Genomic DNA, 18,790 nt, shown 5'->3' with positions numbered 1-18,790 from the left:
TTATGCCCTTTTTTCGGGATCAAGGGATCCGTTTCAAAAATTGTGGAGGGCTTTGGATTTGTCTAGGTTTGTGTGGTTTCACCAAGTCTAGCTCGCTCTGGAAAGTTACCTACCGCTGATCAAATTATTTATACCTGACTGCTTGCTGGAGCATTTTGACTTAACCGCAGTCGATGAGCGTGATCCGTGGTCATCGGGCTTTCGTTCCTATTAAACACCGACGTTGACCACTATGCGCGGCTCAACATCGGTCGAACGGCCCGGTACTGGCTTAGGTCCCGAATTTCAGATTCTGGACGATAACCTACATCCCGATGCCAGCGAAGGCGTCAACGGAAACCGAACTACCGCTTCGCTCTACGACCTGATCACAGCCGAAAATCTTTCGGAAGGTGACGCCCACAGGCGGATGAGACCACCTGGGCAATGGAACAGGTTACAGATTGTTGTTCAGGGTGGTCATGTCGAGCATTGGCTCAATAACCCCAAAATGATGGAGTATGATCGGCATTCGCAGATCTTTCATAATCTGGTTGCCAAAAGTAAATACAACACCTACACCAATTTTGCACAGGCTCCGGCTGGCCATATCCTGCTTCAGGACCACGGCAATGAGGTGCATTTTCGGAGTATCAAGATTAGAGCGTTATGAACCGAAGAAATTTTATGGCCGGTAGTGCTGTTTCGCTTGGCCTGTTGCCGATGCTGGGATTTAAAGGCTTCTGCCTCGGGGCTACAATTGTGGCTCCTGCTAAACCTGCCTGGCTCCTCAACTGGATTACCATCAATGACCAGCAACTGGCGAATTACAAACCGCTGAAGGTTACCGACCCGGCAAACCAGTTTGTGGGTGGGTATATGAATGACTACGAAATGCCCAATCCACATACCACCTGCGGCTTTCTGATGAGAGCCAGTATGTTGTATGTTACTCCCGAATCGGCTCATTATCAGGCGAAAGAGTTACTATCGGAAATCGAAGCTGCCGCCCGTGCAATGCTGAAAATGCAGCACAACGATGGAACCATCGATTTGCTGGATACCAACTTTCATTCGACGCCCGACACGGCCTTTGTGCTGGAGAATATGGTGCCTGCCTACAAGTTTCTGAAGCAATTGAAGGGCACGACGTCCGCGCTTGAGCCCATCAGTCAATTTCTGAAAAAAGCGGGAGAAGCACTTATTGTGGGTGGGATTCACACACCCAATCATCGCTGGGTGGTATCGGCAGCCCTGACCAAACTCAACGAACTCTTTCCTGACCCGCGCTATATCGACCGTATTGACCAGTGGCTGGCCGAGCACATCGATCTCGACCCCGATGGACAGTTCAACGAAAAAAGTACAAATACCTACTCGCCCATTGTCGACCGGTCGTTGATTATCATGGCACGTGGTCTGAACAAACCCGAATTATTGGAACCCGTCCGCCGAAACCTGATGATGACGCTTTATTACGTCCATCCCAACGGCGAAGTCGTTACCGAAGCCTCGAATCGGCAGGACAAAGGCACGATCGGCAGTATGTCGCGCTATTATTACTGTTATCGATACATGGCCCTTCGCGACAACAACGGCGAAATGGCTGCCATGTGCCGACGCATCGAAGAGAGCAGCCCAAAGGAACAGTTGGCCGGATACCTCGACTATTTTCTGGAAGACCCAACCCTATGGAAAGAGCTACCCGCCAGCAAACCCATGCCTGTCAGCTATGCCAAAGCGTTTCCGTATTCGGGCGTAGTACGCATCCGGCGTGGCAACTGGGATAGTACATTAGTGTCGAACAATGCAACCTGGCTCACTTTTCATAAGGGCAATGCCGTATTACAAAGTATGCGAGTGGCGGCTTCGTTCTTCGGTAAAGGGCAATTCCAGACCGAAAAAATTGAACAGGAAGGTAATGCCTGGGTTATGCGTCGGACGTTAGAGGGGCCGTACTTTCAACCGCATTCTGCCGATAAAATTGCTCCTGATGGCGATTGGAATAAAATGCCCAGAGAGGGTCGGCAGCAAAGCGAAGTACAAAAACTCGACACCGTTGTGAAAGTAACGGAGGTCAAAAACGGTCTGGCAATTGACATCAGCCTTAGCGGTACTGAAGGGGTTCCGGTTGCCGTAGAGCTTATTTTTCGACCTGGCGGTACGCTATCGGGTGTTGAGAAGTACGCAAAAAAAGACAATGCTTATCTGCTTTCGGGCGATTTGGGCACATATGCTGTTGGAACCGATAGCATTCAGTTTGGGCCAGGAAAAGCTGAACATAAAGGCATTCAGTTACGCGGGGCTTTGCCAGCGATGGATGCTCCGACGGTTTACCTGACGGGTTATACGCCCTTTAATCACCTTATTCACCTGGGCTAGTTTGGTATGAAAACGAATAGTTTTCTGGCGGTTGCTATGTTATTCGTTGCTGCCAACGGCTTTGGTCTGTGCAACCATTACCGGATAATAGACTATGAGACTACAACCGACGTTGACACGGGTAATGCTGCCAGTATTCAAAAAAACTGTTTGATAACGTATCGGCTGTGGAAGGGGAGTTCCTTAGCTACGGCATTAACCCATCATTGGGCCGGGGATTAAGCAGGAAATGGGCTCAATGAGGAGCCATCTTCCACTTGAAACCCGAGGGAATCATTACTCGTAGTAGACATTGTTCTTATATTCAGAACCAGCATGAAACAGTTCACAGCCATGGGCCTGCTTGCCAGCACTGTACTAGTTGGCAGTTTTCTTTCACTTCGAAATCCTGATGCGGCTCCTCAACGGCCTAACATAGTCTTTATTCTGGCCGATGATATGGGTTTTTCTGATATTGGTTGCTATGGTAGTGAGATCAATACGCCTACTATCGATCAGTTGGCAGCTAATGGCATCAAGTTGCGTAGTTTTTACAACAATGCCCGCTGCTGCCCCACCCGTGCTTCATTGCTGACAGGGCAATACCCACATACGGTTGGCATGGGACAGATGGTAACGATGCCCAGTGCAGCCATTCGGCCGGGCAGTTATCAGGGGTTTCTCGACGATCGTTATCCTACTATTGCCGAACGCCTGAAGCAGGCTGGCTATAGGACATATATGGTAGGAAAATGGCATGTTGGCGAACGACCCCAGCATTGGCCCCGAAAGCGCGGCTTCGATCATTATTTTGGCTTAATATCCGGGGCATCAAGTTATTACGAGATCATTCCGGCCGAAAATGGGAAGCGGGTTATTGTTGAAGACGACAGTGAGTTTACTCCGCCCGCCGAAGGTTTCTATATGACTGATGCCTTTACCGATCATGCGGTCCAGTATCTGAATGATCAACAGCAAAAACAGACCAGCAACCCCTTTTTTCTATACGTAGCCTATACGGCTCCTCATTTTCCGCTTCATGCTTACGAATCGGACATTGCCAAATACGAAAAGCTGTATTCTCAGGGCTGGGATGTGACCCGGGCTAACCGCTACCAGAAAATGAAAAAGCTGGGGTTTGTCGACAACCGTTACCCACTTACACCACGTCCCGCTACTATTCCTGCCTGGAATACCACTACCGACAAAGCCCGGTGGGTGCGAAAAATGGCCGTCTATGCCGCTATGATCGACCGAATGGACCAGAATATTGGCCGACTCATCAAAACCCTGAAAGCCAACGGCCAGCATGAGAATACGCTGATTGTATTTCTGTCGGACAATGGCAGTTCCAACGAAAACGTGGAAGGGCGAAAACTGAATGATCCGGGTAAAAAAATAGGCGAACGGGGTTCTTATGTTACCTACGACACGCCCTGGGCTAACGTCTCCAATACGCCCTTTCGGAAATATAAGCGCTTTATACATGAAGGCGGCCTGATTACTCCATGCATCCTGCAATGGCCGCGCGGCATTCGGCCACAAACCGGCTTTGTTGATGAGATTGGGCATGTCATGGATTTAGTACCTACCGCTCTCGAATTAGCCGGGCAAAGCCTTGCCGGGCAACCCAGCAAGGCTTTGCCCGGAAAAAGTTTATCGTACCTCTGGGGTACAAACCGGGCCATTTCCCGTACCTACTGTTGGGAACATGAAGGTAATAAAGCCATTCGGAAAGCCGACTGGAAGCTGGAGAAAGATACTGAAGATGCCGACTGGGAGCTGTACGACCTGAAAACCGACCCCTGCGAAATGAACAATCTGGCTCAAAAACAACCCCAGCGTGTGGCCAGTCTACGAGCCGAATATGATGCCTGGGCTCAAGGAGTAGGGGTTCAGGAACGCCTTGCCGGAAAATCGGAATAATGCGATGGTACGCTTGATACCTATAACGTTTTTATGGATGTATGGCTTAGTCAATATCTTACAAGCCCAGTCGACCCGTACGGTATGGCTCAATGAACTGGCCATCAAATCGTTCTCGGAGGGTATTCTGGCGATGTTGGGCAAGACCAACGCGGCTGGCAATTTCATGCACATCAACGGTACGTATTTCAGCCACGGTGTGGGTGTTACCGCGACGAGTAACATTAAACTTTACAAAAATTGGAATAAAGGGCATCTATCGTCTTCGGAATGTGTGGAGACAAAAAGACCTTGGTAATTTTACCGGAACATTTAAGACCACTATTCGACACCACAGTGTTGTGTTGATACGAATGGTTCCAGGAAACTAAACTCAGCAAGAAGCATGGCCACAAAAAGACCAGTCAAATTAGCAGTTATTGTATTAGTAGTGGTTTCGGCCGTCATGGCAGGATTCCGAATTACCTCGTTTAATGAGCCTCGCTTTTCGCTTGCCGATTATAGAATAGAAGAGGGCTTTAACCTGAGCCTGATCGCTTCCGAGCCATTTCTGAAAGCCCCCGTAACTCTGGACTTCGACAATAAGGGCCGAATGTGGGTAGTCGAAATGGTTGGCTATATGCCTAATCTCGAAGGCATCGGTGAGGAAGAACCCAATGGGAGAATCTCGATTCTGGAAGATCTGAACAAAGATGGTGTGGTCGATCATGCCAAAGTTTTTCTGGATGGCCTCGTTCTGCCCAGAGCAGTGGCGCATGTATATGGTGGCTTATTGTACGTTGATGGCCCCAAACTCTGGTTTGTCGAGATAAAAAATGATAAGCCCGGCAAAAAAACGCTGGTCGATCCGGTCTATGCCGAAGGGGGTAATGTAGAACATTCGTCCAATGGCCTGATGATGAACATCGACAACTGGATTTATAACGCTAATTATCATTTCAGGTATCGGCTCAAAAATGGTAAATGGCTGAAAGAACCCACTTCGGACCGGGGCCAGTGGGGCATAACAAAAGACAATTTTGGCCGACTGTATTATAACAACAATTCTGTCAACATACAGGGTGATTTTGTGCTGCCAAACACCATAATCAGAAACAAATATTTTAGGCCATCCATTGCCGAACATCAACGATTAGCCAGTAATCGAGTGTATCCTATCCACCAAACTTCTGTCAATCGGGGCTATCAACCGGGCGTTCTGGACGAAAAAGGCTATTTAAAAGACGTTACGGCCGCGTGTGGCCCTTTGGTTTATCGAGGTGGCGCTTTCCCCGAAGCCTACAATCTAAACGCGTTTGTCTGCGTTCCCGAGGCCAACCTGATCAAACGAAATGTCCTGGATTTTAAAACACTGCAAACAACTGGCCACCAGGCTGTTGAGGGTGAAGAGTTTATCGCATCGACCGACGAAGGGTTCCGTCCGGTAAATCTGTTTACCGGCCCAGATGGGGCTATGTATGTGGTTGATATGCACCGGGGGATCATTCAGCACAAGGCCTATATTTCGCAATACCTAACCGAACAGCTTGCTATTAAAAAACTGGATACGCTCCAGAATGCCGGACGCATTCTGAAAGTGACCAGCAGTACCGTAAAAACAAACCCGGTTCCCGATCTGTCAAAAACAACCAGCAGCCAGTTGATTGCCTTGCTGAGCCATCCGAATGGCTGGTTACGAGATCGTTCGCAACAATTGCTGATTCAGAAGAAAGACCTCTCGGTGGTAAATCAATTGCTTGCTTTAGCCAAAAGCAGGAATGAATTTCTGACGGCGGTTCATGCGCTCTACGTACTCGAAGGCCTTAATGTGCTAACCTTTGACAACCTCAGTGGCATCATCGCCCAATCGAAACAACCCGAAACCATTGCCCATGCGGTAGGGCTTCTGGAGCGGTTTGCTACCAAAGAACGAGTAGCCAAAATGAAGGTAATCAGTAACGGTTTGCTGGCACAGAACAATGAAACGATCGATTTTTATCTGGCGGCTTCATTGAATGGCTGGCTTAACCTGTCAGACGCTACTTTTTTCCCCATCCTCTCGCAAATTGAGAAAAAATACGCGACACAGCGCATTATGCAGGAGGCAATTACCAGCGCGCTCGCCGGTAAAGAAGAACAGTATCTGGCAGCCATGAACCCTACCGATTTGTTGAAGAACAATTTATCTCTGACCATTGGCAAGCGGCAGAAGAAAGAAATGAATTCCATTTATGTAGCCGAAACTAATGTTGTTGATAACCGAACCAAAGGGCTAAAACTGTTCCGAAGTATTTGCGCTACTTGTCATGGGGCCGACGGAAAGGGTATTCAGGACCTGGCACCTCCACTCAAAGGGTCCGAATACATTGACGGTTCCATGAAACGACTGGCTGCCATTATTCTGCACGGGGTAAGCGGGCCCATTCATGTTGATGGGAAATTGTATCAGCTCAACAATGAAATGCCCGCGCTAATCAATAACAAGGATATCAGCGACCAGGACATTACCGACATCATTCTTTTTACGCAGAATGCCTTTGCGAAACAGGGGAAAGGAATTTCGGCCAATGACGTAAAAAAAATGCGTGCTAAAAAACCGGAAGGCACCGGCGTTTTCACCGAAAAACAATTGCTGGAGACAGACTTTGAGAAGTAAGCATAGCCCGCGAGCGATAACCCACGTTTATCCGCGATTGCATCGGGGATGCGCGAAGTCCACGTCTGTGACGTGAAAGAAAATAACCGAGTTAACTTCCTGCGATTGCGTCGCAACCGCGGCCTTCATTCATCCGCGATGCAATCGCAGACGAGCATCAACGTGGATGGGCGGTTAATTTCCGCCCTCTCCGCGGGATGCATTGCCATGCAGCATCTTCCGCAGGAATTTTCGGGATTGAGCATTCGTCTCACTGGTTGCTGCTGGTGGCGAATCGGCCCGGCCCAGGACACTTGTGGGCTGTGACAACTTTTCGGGTACGTACCAGAATGGAATACTGACTAGTTCCTCGGGCTCCTGGTGCTTTGGTCGGTTAATGCCGATACGAAGCAGGTTGTACCCGATGCGCAGATTGCCCGGCACCAGCACCGTTTGCCAGCCTTTCTGCTCCAAAGGCCCGGCCTGTGTAAAGAAAAGCCCCGGTTGCGCCATCACCGAATCATTGACCGTAATCTGCACCAGTTTATTGACCTGCTGACTGCTCCAGACAGCATATTGTTGCCGTCTGGCTGGCCTGCTAAGCGAATCTGGCCATTCGGGTTCCTTCGCCATCTTTGTCAGCAGCGTATCGAGTGCCTTCGGATACGCAATAAACAGCTTGAGATAGGGTTCCCGAATAATATCGGCCTGAATCGAAGCCGCGTCGACATAACTATCTGCCGGGCGCTGGTTATCGTAGTTAGCGGGGTTGATATACAGGCTATCCACGCGGGCAGTAAAGAGATGCCGTCTGTTGAGAAAAGAAGTGCGATTCTGGCCTTGCAATTGATCGTGAGTAAACTCAATCATAAATATCACCATAAACAACCCATAAAAAACCAGGTAGGTACGGGTCAGCTTCTTCCGGGGAATATTGCTGAGAAATGTGTTCGTGATATACGACATTGGCCGGTAAACGCCCATATACACGTTCTGAAAGATTTTGGTAAGCCGGTAATGCAGGAGGCTGGCTTTGGGATTGTCCCGGAATCGTTCGAGGGATAAAATGGGAAGCAATAACGAACCGCCGAAGAAAAAGACATTAATGACAGTATTCAGGATCAGCCAGACCGGACCGGGAACATTGGGCTGGATAAACACATACAGGCCAAGGGCCAGTATGTACATGATTGCCACCGTAAACATGATAATGGCTACCTGGAAGGCCAGCGCAAACAGTACATTGCTCCGTTTGTCGAGCCAGAGAATATACCGGTCAATCGGACCAAGTTCTTCGGCCAGGCGTTTTTGTGTGTAGCCCGTCGACATCGGCAGGCGGTCGTACTGAATACCGGCCGGAAACACGGCCTGCAGGCCGACCAGCCCTATCCAAAATGCCCGCATGATGAAGTTGGCCAGAAAGGCAGCAAATAGTACATAAGTGGCCGCCTTGAACATGCTGTAGGCCATAGCAGGTATGCGCCCGACAAAATCTTCTCTACCGCTCAAAAAGTTGTATTGTATGTACGAAAAGGCGGAGTCGAGCGCATCGGGCCACTGAAGTATGGCAAACATGGCAACCCCTGAAATGGCTAATTCAAGGTTCCAGCTTTGATTGGTGAGTTCACGTAATTTGGTCTGCTCGTCGGGGGTAAGTGATGAAGGTGAAGGTGACGTTTCGTCGGTCATAATTCAACTTAAGTGGCTTGCTCAATCATCGGAAAAGAGTCGGTAATGTGCATCGTTGTGATAGACTGAATCTTGCCAGAATGCCTTTATACGACTCTTTCGCAGGTCCAAGATAGTGCCTTTTAGGCGTTTCTTCCAACTTACGAATGTAGACTTACGCGATCTTGTATGCATATCGAACGATGAAAACCATCGCCTTACTCTTCCTCCTAACCAGTTGCGCAAGTCTTTTGCTGGCTTAACAGCCAGAAACGATTTGTAGCCAAAAATGTACATACGAAATCCGGTCGCCTTACTAGAAAGGGCTGGTTGAGAACTTTCTGGCCGATGAAATTCCGGCTCGCAAACCCGTAACTGATGTCCTGACCAATACCACAAGCCTTCGAACTAAAACCTGGCTGGCCGAAGCGCTTTTGTTTCGCAACAAACCCGGCGATAAGGAGAAAACCACCGAAATTCTGATCTGGATTCTGAAAAATCAGCATCAGGACCCAAACGCGAAGATTTACGGCATCTGGAAAACGTCCATCGCCGAAGATAAGGTTGACCAGAACAGGCGGGAGTTCATCGACTGTGACCTTAGTGTTATTTGCAAAATAATCAGCTACCTGTTACCCCAAAGCATTATTGGTCTGATGCACGCGGCAAAGGGGCCTTAAAGCGCGTAAGAGCCATGATCAACTGGATGATGGGTGGAGTCTGGGGCATCTGGCGGGTCTGGAGCCAGATAAAAACCGGCACCATCCGTTGGGAAACCGCCGATGGCGACATTGGCTGGCTGCTCATTCCGGGCAATGGTAACACGAATGTAAATGTCAGCACAACTACTATGAGCGTCTACCGCGCCAATTTCAAAGCCTATATTCGCCCAACGCAACAACAGCATCTTTTTTCGATATATCCTGGATACTCTCATCCGTGAAACTGCGTATCCAACCTTCACTGAAACAAATCGTAACAAAACAGGTGGAGCCACTGCTCATGGAAAAAGATTGGCTATTGCACAAACTCACCCGACTATTATAAAAATAGTGTATGAATTACCGGTAGACTGGGACAAGGCAACGCCTTTACTAGACATAACACCTACCCATTTCTAATACCCGATGCTAACCGTAGCGTTCTCATTCGATGTGTTTTGAGGAAGTTCGGGTTGGGGCCGCTGAGTCAATAAAATAGAATGAAGTGTGGATGGTTCGCCATCCATTTGCATGCTAACGGAGGCCGGAAAGGTAGGCTGTTTTGGGCTGGGAAACCCGGTGGGAAACAAATCGGAAATTTCGTCTTTTCGGACAGAAATGAACCGGCCAGTAAACAAATCAGTGAACAGAAGTGAACCCTGGTAAAACCAACTAATCAATCGTGCATACAATGATAGAGAAACAATCTCTTTCCCGTCGGGGCTTTATCGGTAAGGCAGCTACTGCGGCTGCTGGCTTTATGATTGTTCCCCGTTTTGTTCTTGGCGGCAAACGTCCTGATGGCACCAGATACCTTGCTCCAAGCGATATTATTTCATTAGGCTTTATTGGTACCGGAAAGCAGGGCCGTGGCCTGACCAGTTCGTTTTTGAGCACAAATGAAGCCCGTATTATTGCCATTAGTGAGGTTTATAAAGCTAAAGCGCAACTGACACTCGATCGTATTAAAGCCCACTATGAAAAAAATCCGGAGTCGGGCAAGTACGCCGATATTCCGGTCTATAACGATTTTCGGGAGCTACTGAACCGGAAGGATATCGATGCCGTTGTCATTGCTACCCCCGACCACTGGCATGCCGCCGTAGCCGTTCGGGCTGCCGAAGCGGGTAAGGATATTTACTGCGAAAAACCCCTTTCGCTTACGGTTAAAGAAGGTCGGGCAATGGTCAATGCGACCCGCAAATATAACCGTGTTTTCCAGACCGGTAGTATGCAACGGTCGTGGCCCGAATTTCGGCAAACGGCTGAGCTGGTTCGCAACGGCTACATTGGTCAGGTCAAAAGTATTAAGGTTAACGTTGGGCCACCCCCGAAGCCCTACGACCTCCCTGCCGAAACCATTCCGGAAGGACTCGACTGGCCATTGTGGCTAGGTCCTAACCAACCGGTTGTGTTCAACGCCGAGCTGGCACCGCCAACTTCGAAAGATGTGTTTCCAAACTGGCGGAATTACCGGGAGTTTGGCGGGGGTATGGTAACGGACTGGGGCGCTCACATGTTCGACATTGTGCAGTGGGCACTGGATATGGACAATAGTGGCCCTGTTGAGGTAATCGCTCCCGATGGTAGGGAATACCCCTTCCTGACCTACAAATACGACAATGGCATTGTGATGACCCACGAAAAATGGGACTGGAACAATGCCATTCTGTTCACTGGCACTGAGGGCGAAATTCGGGTTCAGCGCCGAAAAATTGAAACAACACCTGCCTCACTGGCAACAAAGGTCATTGGCGATACCGAGAAGCATGTATACAAAAGCGAAAACCACTACAAGGATTTTCTGGATGCCATGCGGAAACGCAGCAAGCCGGTTTGCGACGTCGAAATAGGCCATCGAACCGCTACTGTCTGCAACATTGGTAATATCGCGTATCGCTTAAATCGTTCGCTGCAATGGAATCCGAAAAAAGAGCAGTTTAAAAACGACGCCGAAGCGAATGCACTACTCGGTCGCCAGATGAATAGCGATTGGGGTATTCGCCTGTAATTCTTATTGAGTATACGACTTTCGGCAAAGGCCGTGCCAGCGTACGACGCACCGTGGCACGGCCTTTGCCGAACAGGGTTCTGGTTTCAATGTCTGTAGTATTGCTTCTTTAACCAGTATTCAATGGACAGATTAACTAAATTGGGTGGCGCGGTTGCTGTGTTTATTGGCCTCATAACTGGCATTGGCTTTATTTCTAAACCCGAACAGGCACAGCGGCCCAATATCCTTTATATTCTGGCCGACGATTTGGGATATGGTGATGTTTCGGTATATAACCCCGGCGGACAAATTTCAACGCCAGCTATCGACAAACTAGCTGCTGAAGGGATGCGTTTTACAGACGCTCATTCGCCATCATCGGTTTGCACGCCTACACGGTATGCGCTGCTCACCGGGCGGTATCCCTGGCGAAGTCGCCTACCTGTTGGTGTGTTGCGTGGGTATAGCCGTACATTAATTGAACGAGACCGTCCAACGGTGGCATCGTTATTAAAACAGAATGGCTATCGAACGGCCGTTATTGGCAAATGGCACCTTGGGTTGGACTGGGTTCTGAAGAGAGGAAACGAGCAGTTGCTGGCAACTGAAAACTATGGCATTAAAACGGAGATGGATACCGCTTTGATCGACTTCTCGAAAAACCCGGCACAAGGGCCTGCTACGGCTGGTTTCGACTATTCATACATCCTGCCCGCATCGCTCGATATGCCGCCTTATTGCTACCTCGAAAACCAAAAACTGACCCAGCAGCCTACTGCCTATACCAAAGGCAATAAGTTGGAGTCGGGCTATACGGGGCCGTTCTGGCGCGAGGGAAAAATGGCTCCTTCGTTCGATTTTTATGACGTATTGCCAACATTTATACAAAAAGCCAACGCCTTTTTAAAACAGCAAAAGGCCGATAAGCCTTTTTTTCTGTATCTGCCCCTTGCTGCTCCGCATACCCCCTGGGTACCCAAAAAAGAATATACAGGAAAATCGAAGGCGGGTGAATATGGCGATTTTGTGCAACAGGTCGACGCTGCTGTTGGCGAAGTACTCCGAACACTTGAGTCATCGGGTCTGGCCGATAATACCGTCGTTATGTTTGCAAGTGACAACGGCCCCTACTGGCGCGAAAACTTCGTTAAACAGTTTAACCACAAAGCGGCCGGAGGCTTTCGGGGGATGAAAGGCGACGCTTTTGAGGGAGGCCATCGCATTCCGCTGATTGTTCGCTGGCCTGGTAAAGTGAAAGCGGGAAGTGTCAGTAACGCAACAACTACGCTGGCTAATCTGATGGCTACCTGTAAGGATATTCTGGGTAGCCCAAACGGTATCTATACTCCGGAAGATAGCTATAGTATTTTGCCCGTATTGCTGGGGGAAACAGAACAGGTAGCCAATCAGCCTGCCGTTGTACACAGTTCGTCGATTGGTTTTTATGCTATCCGAAAAGGAGACTGGAAACTGATCGAAGGGCTTGGGTCGGGCGGCTTCACCGAACCCAAAGAGCTTAAACCTCAGGTAGGCGACCCCATTGGGCAATTGTATAATCTGGCCACAGATCCTGCCGAAAGCCAAAATTTGTATGTACAGAATCCCGAAAAAGTGAACGAACTAACCCGCTTATTGACCGCCATAAAACAAAGTAAAACCAGACTGACCAGGGATCATTAATTCTGGCATATCCACGGTTATTTCTGACGAAAGATGTTTCTCGGGCCTGGCACCGGCAAACTATTGGCCGGGAGAAAACTCAGTACCTTAGTCTGGATATAGCCTCTACCCTCTAAATTCAACGTATCATTTTTAATCGCCTGTGCAGTTTATGCCTGCCTTCAGGTTCTTTTTTTCAGCGTAGCCCCTATGATTTATCTCCGTCGCGTAAGCCTACGAATTATCTTTTCTCTTTGGTTTGTTTGCGGATACTTACCCGCTTTTACACAACCCGCTTCGTCCAATACCGCTAGTCAGAAACCTGCCTTACGACTATTTATGATTGGAAATAGTTTCTCGCAAAACGCGTCGAAATACCTGCCCCAGTTGAGTCGGGAGGGTGGGCATGAACTCCAGATTGGCCGGGCAGAAATTGGCGGCAGTTCATTACAACGGCATTGGGAGCATGTAGAAGCCGCAGAACAAAACCCTGACGACCCCAAAGGGAAACCTTACGGTGGAAAATCACTGAAAATGCTTTTGTCGGAAGGGGAGTGGGATATCATTACTATTCAACAGGTGTCCATTCTGTCGGGCGATGTAGAAACCTACCGGCCCTATGCCCGCAAGCTGTATGACTATGTGAAAAAACTTCAGCCGAAAGCCCAGGTGGTGTTGCATCAGACGTGGGCCTACCGCTCAGACTCAAACGATTTTAGCCGAATTGCAGCGGGTGATTCGGCGAAAAATGCCCGCCAGATGTGGGAGAAGTCGAGAGCTGCCTATCACACGATCGCTAATGAGCTTCAAATTCCTATAATTCCGGACGGAGATGCCTTCTGGCGAATAAATTCAAGTTCGCGCTGGGGTTATCATAAAGACAATCATGTTGATTTTAGTCATCTAAAGCCTCCTTCGTTGCCAGATCAAACACACTCATTGCATGTAGGGTACAGATGGAACAATGATAAATTGGCCTTTGACTCTCATCATGCCAATGATGCAGGCTGTTATCTTGGCGGATTGGTCTGGTATAGCTTTCTGTTTGGCGAATCACCCCAGAAACTAACCTTCCGGCCAGAAGATGTTAATGATGCGTTTGCCCGACAACTGCGCAAAACAGCCTGGAAAACGGTTAAAAAAGAGCAAAAGACAGCCGCCTATCATTGGGTTGCACCCTAACTGAATTCTGGCCGATTGGGCCACAAATAAAAGCGCAACCATCTGATTTTCTGAATGGTTGCGCTTTTGCTTGTGGGGTGCGGGCTTACCAGGTTCGTTTGCTCATAACTTTATCTAATTCAGCTCTTGTCATGGTGCCTAATTCGGGATGCTGGCCAAGCCATTTCAGAAACTCGGCTTTAAGGTCGTCGGTCCACTGGCTGTCGATCTGGCCGGTTGTATAGCGACCTGATTTCACCATTTCGAACCCAAACTGATCTTTGCGGGCAACAAACTCACAGGTCGTGATCACCTGTTCGGCCATATGGGCTGGTACGAAAAGAACACCTTCGCGCTGGGCTATTACCAGATCGCCGGGCAGCACCATGGCACCACCAATACGAATTGGCGTGTTTAGGCCCATCAGCACCATCTCTTCGAGAAAGGAAGGGTGAAAATCGCGGACAAAAGCGTTGAATCCCTGTAAGTTTTGCAGTTCCTGAAGATCGCGGGCGGCTCCGTTAAATACTACACCATTACGGGTTTTGCTGAAAATGGCGTTGCCCAGGGTTGCTCCCATCAGTGTACCTCCATTGATTTTGCCATAAGCATCGGCTACATAAACATCGCCTTTGGTGAGGGTTTCTATTGGCCAGGCATTCGTATTGCCCTTGCGCCCCTGTTTGCTGATTCCCCGATCCTTAATATGTTTTTCTACATCGGGCCGGCTGGGCATAAACATGGCCGTTACTGCCCGCCCAACCACCGGAACATCGTCTTTAATCAGCTTCCAGTTGCCTTCAAACTGGTTGGTATAGCCTTCGTTTTTCAACACCGTCCAGGCATCATCAATTCCAATTTTTTTAGCTCGTTCCAGTAAGTTATCCGGTACTTTCGGCCGTCCATCGGCAAATCGTTCGCCTTTCCATTCCGAAGTTAAAAACAGCAACTCCTCTTTAGGAATGGTTTGGGCAAACAAAAAGCCAGTGCTGAAACAACAAACAATAAGAACCAGTAAGCAGCGAATAGGAAATTTCATCAGGGAATTCGGTTTCAGAAAGACAAAAGCCAAAAATAAGCGAATTTATGGTACGCCCACAGGTGGCCGAATTAATGACCTTTGGCCAGATACGCTTCGATATCCTTTGAGGTGATCGCGAGTTTTTTAGGATATTTAGCAATCCAGGCTCTGAATTCATCCTTGATTTTGTCGGACCAGTCGCCATGAATTTCGCCGGATGGGTATTTGCTCTGCTGAAGGAGTACACGCTCAAATTCGTCGCGCAGGGCTGTCATTTCAGAAGCCGAAACCAACCCTTCGACCAGGTGAGCCGGAATGAAAACGACACCATATTCATTGGCAAACACAACATCGCCGGGCAATACCGTTACCTCGCCAATACGGATGGGGGCATTGATTGAGGTAGGGGTCATATCTTTAATATACGACGGATCGTGACCTTTTACCCAGGCATTGAACCCTTTTGTGTCTTTCAACTCCTGCATATCCCGAACCGATCCGTAGAAGATGACTCCTTTGCCCGTTTTGCCATAAATGGCGTTGCCCAGACTGGAGCCAATCAGGGTGCCATCTTTAATCTTGCCGTAGCCATCGGCTACATAAATATCGCCTTTGGTCAATATATCAATGGGCCAGATATTGATTCCCCCTTTCTGCGACCGTCCTTCGGCTTTTCCCTGCGCCCGCACCAGACTGTCCAGATCGGGTCGGGTCGGCATAAACTGTGCGGTTACTACACGTCCGGTCATGGTTTCGCCGGGTTTTAGTATGATCCAGTTTTTTTCGACCTGATTTCGATAGCCTTTATTGCCCAGATAACCCCAGATTTGCTCCAATGTGCAATTCTGTAAGCGTTCCAGCACAATATCGGGTACTTTCGGTCGCCCGTCCGCGAACCGTTCGCCTTTCCAGTTTGCAGTCAGAGCGGTTACGTATTCGGGAGTCGAACCGATGCGCTGGGCAAAGGCTGACGAAACACCGAAAAGGCTAATGGCTAACGCAAGTAAGCTCTTCTTAATCATTTGTTGTGTTGTTAATGTGGTTATGGGAATAGGAACAACCAATTTTCAGGGTATGTCGGAGATGTTCAGCCCGTTTACTGCTCGAATTGGTGCGATAGGGGAGAAATCGGAACAGCCCGGCTATACCATCAAAACTGTGATTTTTACTTTTGGATAATTTGTACAAAAAGACGATTGAATAAGTAAAATACTGGCATTAGGGCATTTTATAGTTGATTATTCGAAAACCCAGAGAATACCTTAACCATGAAGAACCTTTTATCTAAATTATCGCCACCCGAGAATTCCTCTGATCGTCGTAATTTCCTGCGCAAAGCGGGGCTGGGCGGGCTTTCTCTTGGTATGCTTTTCGATAAGCATCCAGACCAGGAACTGGAATTTATTACCCAGAAAGTGAGCCGGGACTCGAAGCCTTCTGAGCTGAAAATAACAGACATGCGTGTGGCAATTCTGACGGGTGTGCCCTTTTCCAGTCCTATTATTCGGATCGACACCAATCAGGGAATTGTTGGTTGGGGCGAAGTTCGTGATGGTGCCAGTGCCAATTATGCACTCATGCTGAAAAGTCGGCTGTTAGGCAAAAACCCCTGCAACGTTGAGCAGCTATTTAAGCAGATTAAACAGTTTGGCGGGCACAGCCGGGCCGCTGGTGGTGTTTGTGGCGTTGAAATGGCACTTTGGGATCTGGCCGGTAAAGCCTATAATGTTCCTGCCTACCAGTTGCTGGGTGGCAAATACCGCGATTTTATCCGGCTCTATGCCGATACGCCCGAAGCCGACAACTACGAAGATTTTGCCAAGAACATGCAAAAACGTCGGGATCAGGGCTACACCTTCCTGAAAATGGATTTTGGTATTGGTATGCTGGCCGATCAGCCTGGTATGCTTGTCAACGCAAACAACTGGAGTGTGAAGCAACAATGGAACGATCGGGAATCGGGAAAGTTGGGTAATTACGCTAATACCAAGCATCCGTTTACACGAATTCAGGTGACGAAGAAAGGGCTTGACCGGCTGGCCGAGCACGTCGGAAAAGTACGGGAAATTGTGGGGTACGATACGCCACTGGCTGCCGATCACTTTGGCCATTTCGACGTCAATACGGCTATCCAGATCGGTAAAGCAATGGAGCCATTCCGGCTGGCCTGGCTGGAAGATCTGGTGCCCTGGTTCTATACCGATCAGTGGAAACAAATTTCGGATGCAATCGACACACCTACACTGACGGGCGAAGATATTTATCTGAAAGAAGGGTTTATGAAGCTGATCGATGCCAAAGCTATCGATATGATTCACCCCGATCTGGCGACCTCCGGCGGTTTGCTGGAAACCAAAAAAATCGGTGATTATGCCGAAGAGAATGGAATACCAATGGCCATGCACTTTGCGGGCTCACCCATTTCCATGATGGCGAATGTTCACTGTGCGGCTGCAACCGAAAACTTTGTAGCGCTGGAACATCATGGGGTAGACGTTGCCGGTTGGGAGGATCTGGTAACGGGCATCAAACCAATTGTTGAAAAAGGCTTTGTTCGTGTTCCCGAAAAGCCAGGCTTAGGTGTAGAGCTTAATGAAGAAGCAGCTAAAAAACACCTCAAAAAAGGCGGAACCTGGTTTGCTCCCACCGACATGTGGAACACCCGCGACTCTGCCGATCGCGAATGGAGCTAGCGGGGGAAAAAATTGAATGATTGAATTGTTGAATGCTGGTTTTTTGTATCATTCAACAATTCAACATTCATCGTAAAAGATTTTCGAGGGCGGTTGTCAGGTCGCTGTAGTTGTAGTGAAAACGGGTTTCATCGGCTATACGCTTATTAAGTACATAATTACCGCCGATAACGGTTATGGCCAGTTCGCCAAACATCATTCTGATTATAAACGCCGGAATGTTGGGCAACAGCATCGGACGATGCAAGATCTTGGCTATGGCTCTGGTTAGGGTTTCGTTGGTAACAGGAGTGGGGGCCACTGCATTATAAACTCCCTGCCACGATTCGTCGATGAGTGCCTGACAGTACATTCGACACAGGTCGTCGATATGAATCCAGGAAATATATTGCTGTCCTGACCCAATGGGGGCTCCGGCTCCCAATCGGACAGGTTGTGCCAGTTTAGGCAAGGCACCTCCATCCATCGTTAGCACTACCCCTGTCCGAAGCTTAACGGTTCGTATACCGAGTGCAGCAACTTTATCTTCAGATCGTTCCCAGGCTCGCACAACCTGCGCCAAAAAATCAGAGCCACCCTCACTGGTTTCGTTCAGGGGCCTGTCGCCCGTATCGCCACCATAGTACCCAATCGCCGACGAAGCAACAAACGACTTAATTTTATGTGGGTTGTGGGCTAATGCCTGGGCCAATAATTCGGTAGAGTGGGTACGGCTGTTGAGAATGATCTCTTTACGGCTATCGCTCCATCGTTCGTCGGCAATACCGGCACCCGCGAGGTGGATGATATGATCGGCCGTTTGAATGGCTTTGGGGTCAATATGGCCTTTCTTTATGTCCCACTGATATACGGTTACACCGGGAATGGGGTTCGTTTCGCGGCTAAGTAAGGTTACCCGAAAACCCTGTTGCAAAAGTAATTGGGTTAGCCGACGGCCAATAGTGCCGGTGCCTCCCGTAATTAGAATAGTTTGACTCATTGGTGGGAGAATGGAGTTTTACACCCTATAACCTG

General features: G+C 48.8%; 16 protein-coding genes. 12 read left to right on the top strand and 4 right to left on the bottom strand.

Annotated elements, in window-relative coordinates; translation table 11 throughout:
- The first annotated feature begins 232 nt into the window (after positions 1-232).
- The 6 genes from WBJ53_RS16940 to WBJ53_RS16915 all read left to right on the top strand — a co-directional run bounded on the left by WBJ53_RS16940 (position 233) and on the right by WBJ53_RS16915 (position 6,901).
- A complete protein-coding gene (locus tag WBJ53_RS16940; protein ID WP_338868218.1) occupies positions 233-652 on the top strand; it encodes a DUF1080 domain-containing protein in 420 nt (139 codons plus the stop codon).
- Positions 649-2,361: a hypothetical protein gene (locus WBJ53_RS16935; RefSeq protein WP_338868216.1), complete on the top strand. Its 1,713-nt coding sequence runs from the start codon at positions 649-651 to the stop codon at positions 2,359-2,361. Before WBJ53_RS16940 ends, WBJ53_RS16935 begins: the two co-directional genes overlap by 4 nt.
- Before the next feature lie 315 nt (positions 2,362-2,676).
- Complete coding sequence (locus WBJ53_RS16930) at positions 2,677-4,266, top strand: arylsulfatase (RefSeq protein ID WP_338868214.1); 1,590 nt, start codon at positions 2,677-2,679, stop codon at positions 4,264-4,266.
- A 4-nt stretch (positions 4,267-4,270) separates the two neighbouring features.
- Positions 4,271-4,564, top strand: a complete 294-nt coding sequence (locus WBJ53_RS16925; protein WP_338868212.1) for an NPCBM/NEW2 domain-containing protein — start codon at positions 4,271-4,273, stop codon at positions 4,562-4,564.
- Positions 4,539-4,637: a hypothetical protein gene (locus tag WBJ53_RS16920; RefSeq protein ID WP_338868210.1), complete on the top strand. Its 99-nt coding sequence runs from the start codon at positions 4,539-4,541 to the stop codon at positions 4,635-4,637. The genes WBJ53_RS16925 and WBJ53_RS16920 overlap by 26 nt, the downstream gene beginning before the upstream one ends.
- Before the next feature lie 14 nt (positions 4,638-4,651).
- The gene (locus WBJ53_RS16915; protein ID WP_338868208.1) at positions 4,652-6,901 is read left to right on the top strand and encodes a c-type cytochrome; all 2,250 of its coding nucleotides are present in this window, start codon (positions 4,652-4,654) and stop codon (positions 6,899-6,901) included.
- A gap of 174 nt (positions 6,902-7,075) precedes the next feature.
- Here the strand turns inward: WBJ53_RS16915 and WBJ53_RS16910 are convergent, their stop codons facing one another.
- Positions 7,076-8,569 carry a hypothetical protein gene (locus WBJ53_RS16910; RefSeq protein ID WP_338868206.1) on the bottom strand — a complete coding sequence of 498 codons (1,494 nt, stop codon included), beginning with the start codon at positions 8,567-8,569 and terminating at the stop codon, positions 7,076-7,078.
- 413 nt (positions 8,570-8,982) lie between these two features.
- Here WBJ53_RS16910 and WBJ53_RS16905 point away from each other — a divergent pair, with 413 nt between their 5' ends.
- From WBJ53_RS16905 to WBJ53_RS16885, 5 genes are all read left to right on the top strand, one after another.
- Positions 8,983-9,228 (top strand): hypothetical protein, encoded by a 246-nt coding sequence (locus WBJ53_RS16905; RefSeq protein ID WP_338868204.1) that lies wholly within the window; start codon positions 8,983-8,985, stop codon positions 9,226-9,228.
- Positions 9,229-9,242: 14 nt separating this feature from the next.
- Complete coding sequence (locus WBJ53_RS16900) at positions 9,243-9,491, top strand: hypothetical protein (protein WP_338868202.1); 249 nt, start codon at positions 9,243-9,245, stop codon at positions 9,489-9,491.
- A gap of 449 nt (positions 9,492-9,940) precedes the next feature.
- A complete protein-coding gene (locus WBJ53_RS16895) occupies positions 9,941-11,260 on the top strand; it encodes a Gfo/Idh/MocA family oxidoreductase (RefSeq protein WP_338868199.1) in 1,320 nt (439 codons plus the stop codon).
- 123 nt (positions 11,261-11,383) lie between these two features.
- Complete coding sequence (locus WBJ53_RS16890; RefSeq protein ID WP_338868197.1) at positions 11,384-12,922, top strand: arylsulfatase; 1,539 nt, start codon at positions 11,384-11,386, stop codon at positions 12,920-12,922.
- Positions 12,923-13,111: 189 nt separating this feature from the next.
- On the top strand, positions 13,112-14,083 hold the full coding sequence (locus WBJ53_RS16885) for a DUF4886 domain-containing protein (RefSeq protein ID WP_338868195.1): 972 nt from the start codon (positions 13,112-13,114) through the stop codon (positions 14,081-14,083).
- 85 nt (positions 14,084-14,168) lie between these two features.
- Here WBJ53_RS16885 and WBJ53_RS16880 read toward each other — a convergent pair whose 3' ends face one another.
- Positions 14,169-15,101: an RraA family protein gene (locus WBJ53_RS16880; protein ID WP_338868193.1), complete on the bottom strand. Its 933-nt coding sequence runs from the start codon at positions 15,099-15,101 to the stop codon at positions 14,169-14,171.
- Positions 15,102-15,172: 71 nt separating this feature from the next.
- Positions 15,173-16,105, bottom strand: a complete 933-nt coding sequence (locus WBJ53_RS16875) for an RraA family protein (RefSeq protein ID WP_338868191.1) — start codon at positions 16,103-16,105, stop codon at positions 15,173-15,175.
- A 246-nt stretch (positions 16,106-16,351) separates the two neighbouring features.
- Here WBJ53_RS16875 and WBJ53_RS16870 point away from each other — a divergent pair, with 246 nt between their 5' ends.
- Positions 16,352-17,776 (top strand): mandelate racemase/muconate lactonizing enzyme family protein, encoded by a 1,425-nt coding sequence (locus WBJ53_RS16870; protein ID WP_338868189.1) that lies wholly within the window; start codon positions 16,352-16,354, stop codon positions 17,774-17,776.
- Between the two features lie 67 nt (positions 17,777-17,843).
- On the opposite strand, the gene WBJ53_RS16865 is transcribed toward WBJ53_RS16870, so the two are convergent.
- Positions 17,844-18,755, bottom strand: coding sequence for a TIGR01777 family oxidoreductase (locus WBJ53_RS16865; RefSeq protein WP_338868187.1), 912 nt, complete (start codon positions 18,753-18,755; stop codon positions 17,844-17,846).
- Positions 18,756-18,790 lie beyond the last annotated feature (35 nt).

The sequence above is a fragment of the Spirosoma sp. SC4-14 genome, from assembly GCF_037201965.1.
GTDB lineage: Bacteria > Bacteroidota > Bacteroidia > Cytophagales > Spirosomataceae > Spirosoma.
This window is presented reverse-complemented; position numbering and strand designations above follow the sequence as displayed.

Coding starts and splice junctions, on each gene's coding strand:
- WBJ53_RS16910 (WP_338868206.1), bottom strand. CDS start 8,569: ATGACCGACGAAACGTCACCTTCACCTTCATCACTTACCCCCGACGAG.
- WBJ53_RS16935 (WP_338868216.1), top strand. CDS start 649: ATGAACCGAAGAAATTTTATGGCCGGTAGTGCTGTTTCGCTTGGCCTG.
- WBJ53_RS16890 (WP_338868197.1), top strand. CDS start 11,384: ATGGACAGATTAACTAAATTGGGTGGCGCGGTTGCTGTGTTTATTGGC.
- WBJ53_RS16930 (WP_338868214.1), top strand. CDS start 2,677: ATGAAACAGTTCACAGCCATGGGCCTGCTTGCCAGCACTGTACTAGTT.
- WBJ53_RS16925 (WP_338868212.1), top strand. CDS start 4,271: ATGGTACGCTTGATACCTATAACGTTTTTATGGATGTATGGCTTAGTC.
- WBJ53_RS16880 (WP_338868193.1), bottom strand. CDS start 15,101: ATGAAATTTCCTATTCGCTGCTTACTGGTTCTTATTGTTTGTTGTTTC.
- WBJ53_RS16865 (WP_338868187.1), bottom strand. CDS start 18,755: ATGAGTCAAACTATTCTAATTACGGGAGGCACCGGCACTATTGGCCGT.
- WBJ53_RS16885 (WP_338868195.1), top strand. CDS start 13,112: ATGATTTATCTCCGTCGCGTAAGCCTACGAATTATCTTTTCTCTTTGG.
- WBJ53_RS16895 (WP_338868199.1), top strand. CDS start 9,941: ATGATAGAGAAACAATCTCTTTCCCGTCGGGGCTTTATCGGTAAGGCA.
- WBJ53_RS16870 (WP_338868189.1), top strand. CDS start 16,352: ATGAAGAACCTTTTATCTAAATTATCGCCACCCGAGAATTCCTCTGAT.
- WBJ53_RS16900 (WP_338868202.1), top strand. CDS start 9,243: ATGATCAACTGGATGATGGGTGGAGTCTGGGGCATCTGGCGGGTCTGG.
- WBJ53_RS16875 (WP_338868191.1), bottom strand. CDS start 16,105: ATGATTAAGAAGAGCTTACTTGCGTTAGCCATTAGCCTTTTCGGTGTT.
- WBJ53_RS16940 (WP_338868218.1), top strand. CDS start 233: ATGCGCGGCTCAACATCGGTCGAACGGCCCGGTACTGGCTTAGGTCCC.
- WBJ53_RS16915 (WP_338868208.1), top strand. CDS start 4,652: ATGGCCACAAAAAGACCAGTCAAATTAGCAGTTATTGTATTAGTAGTG.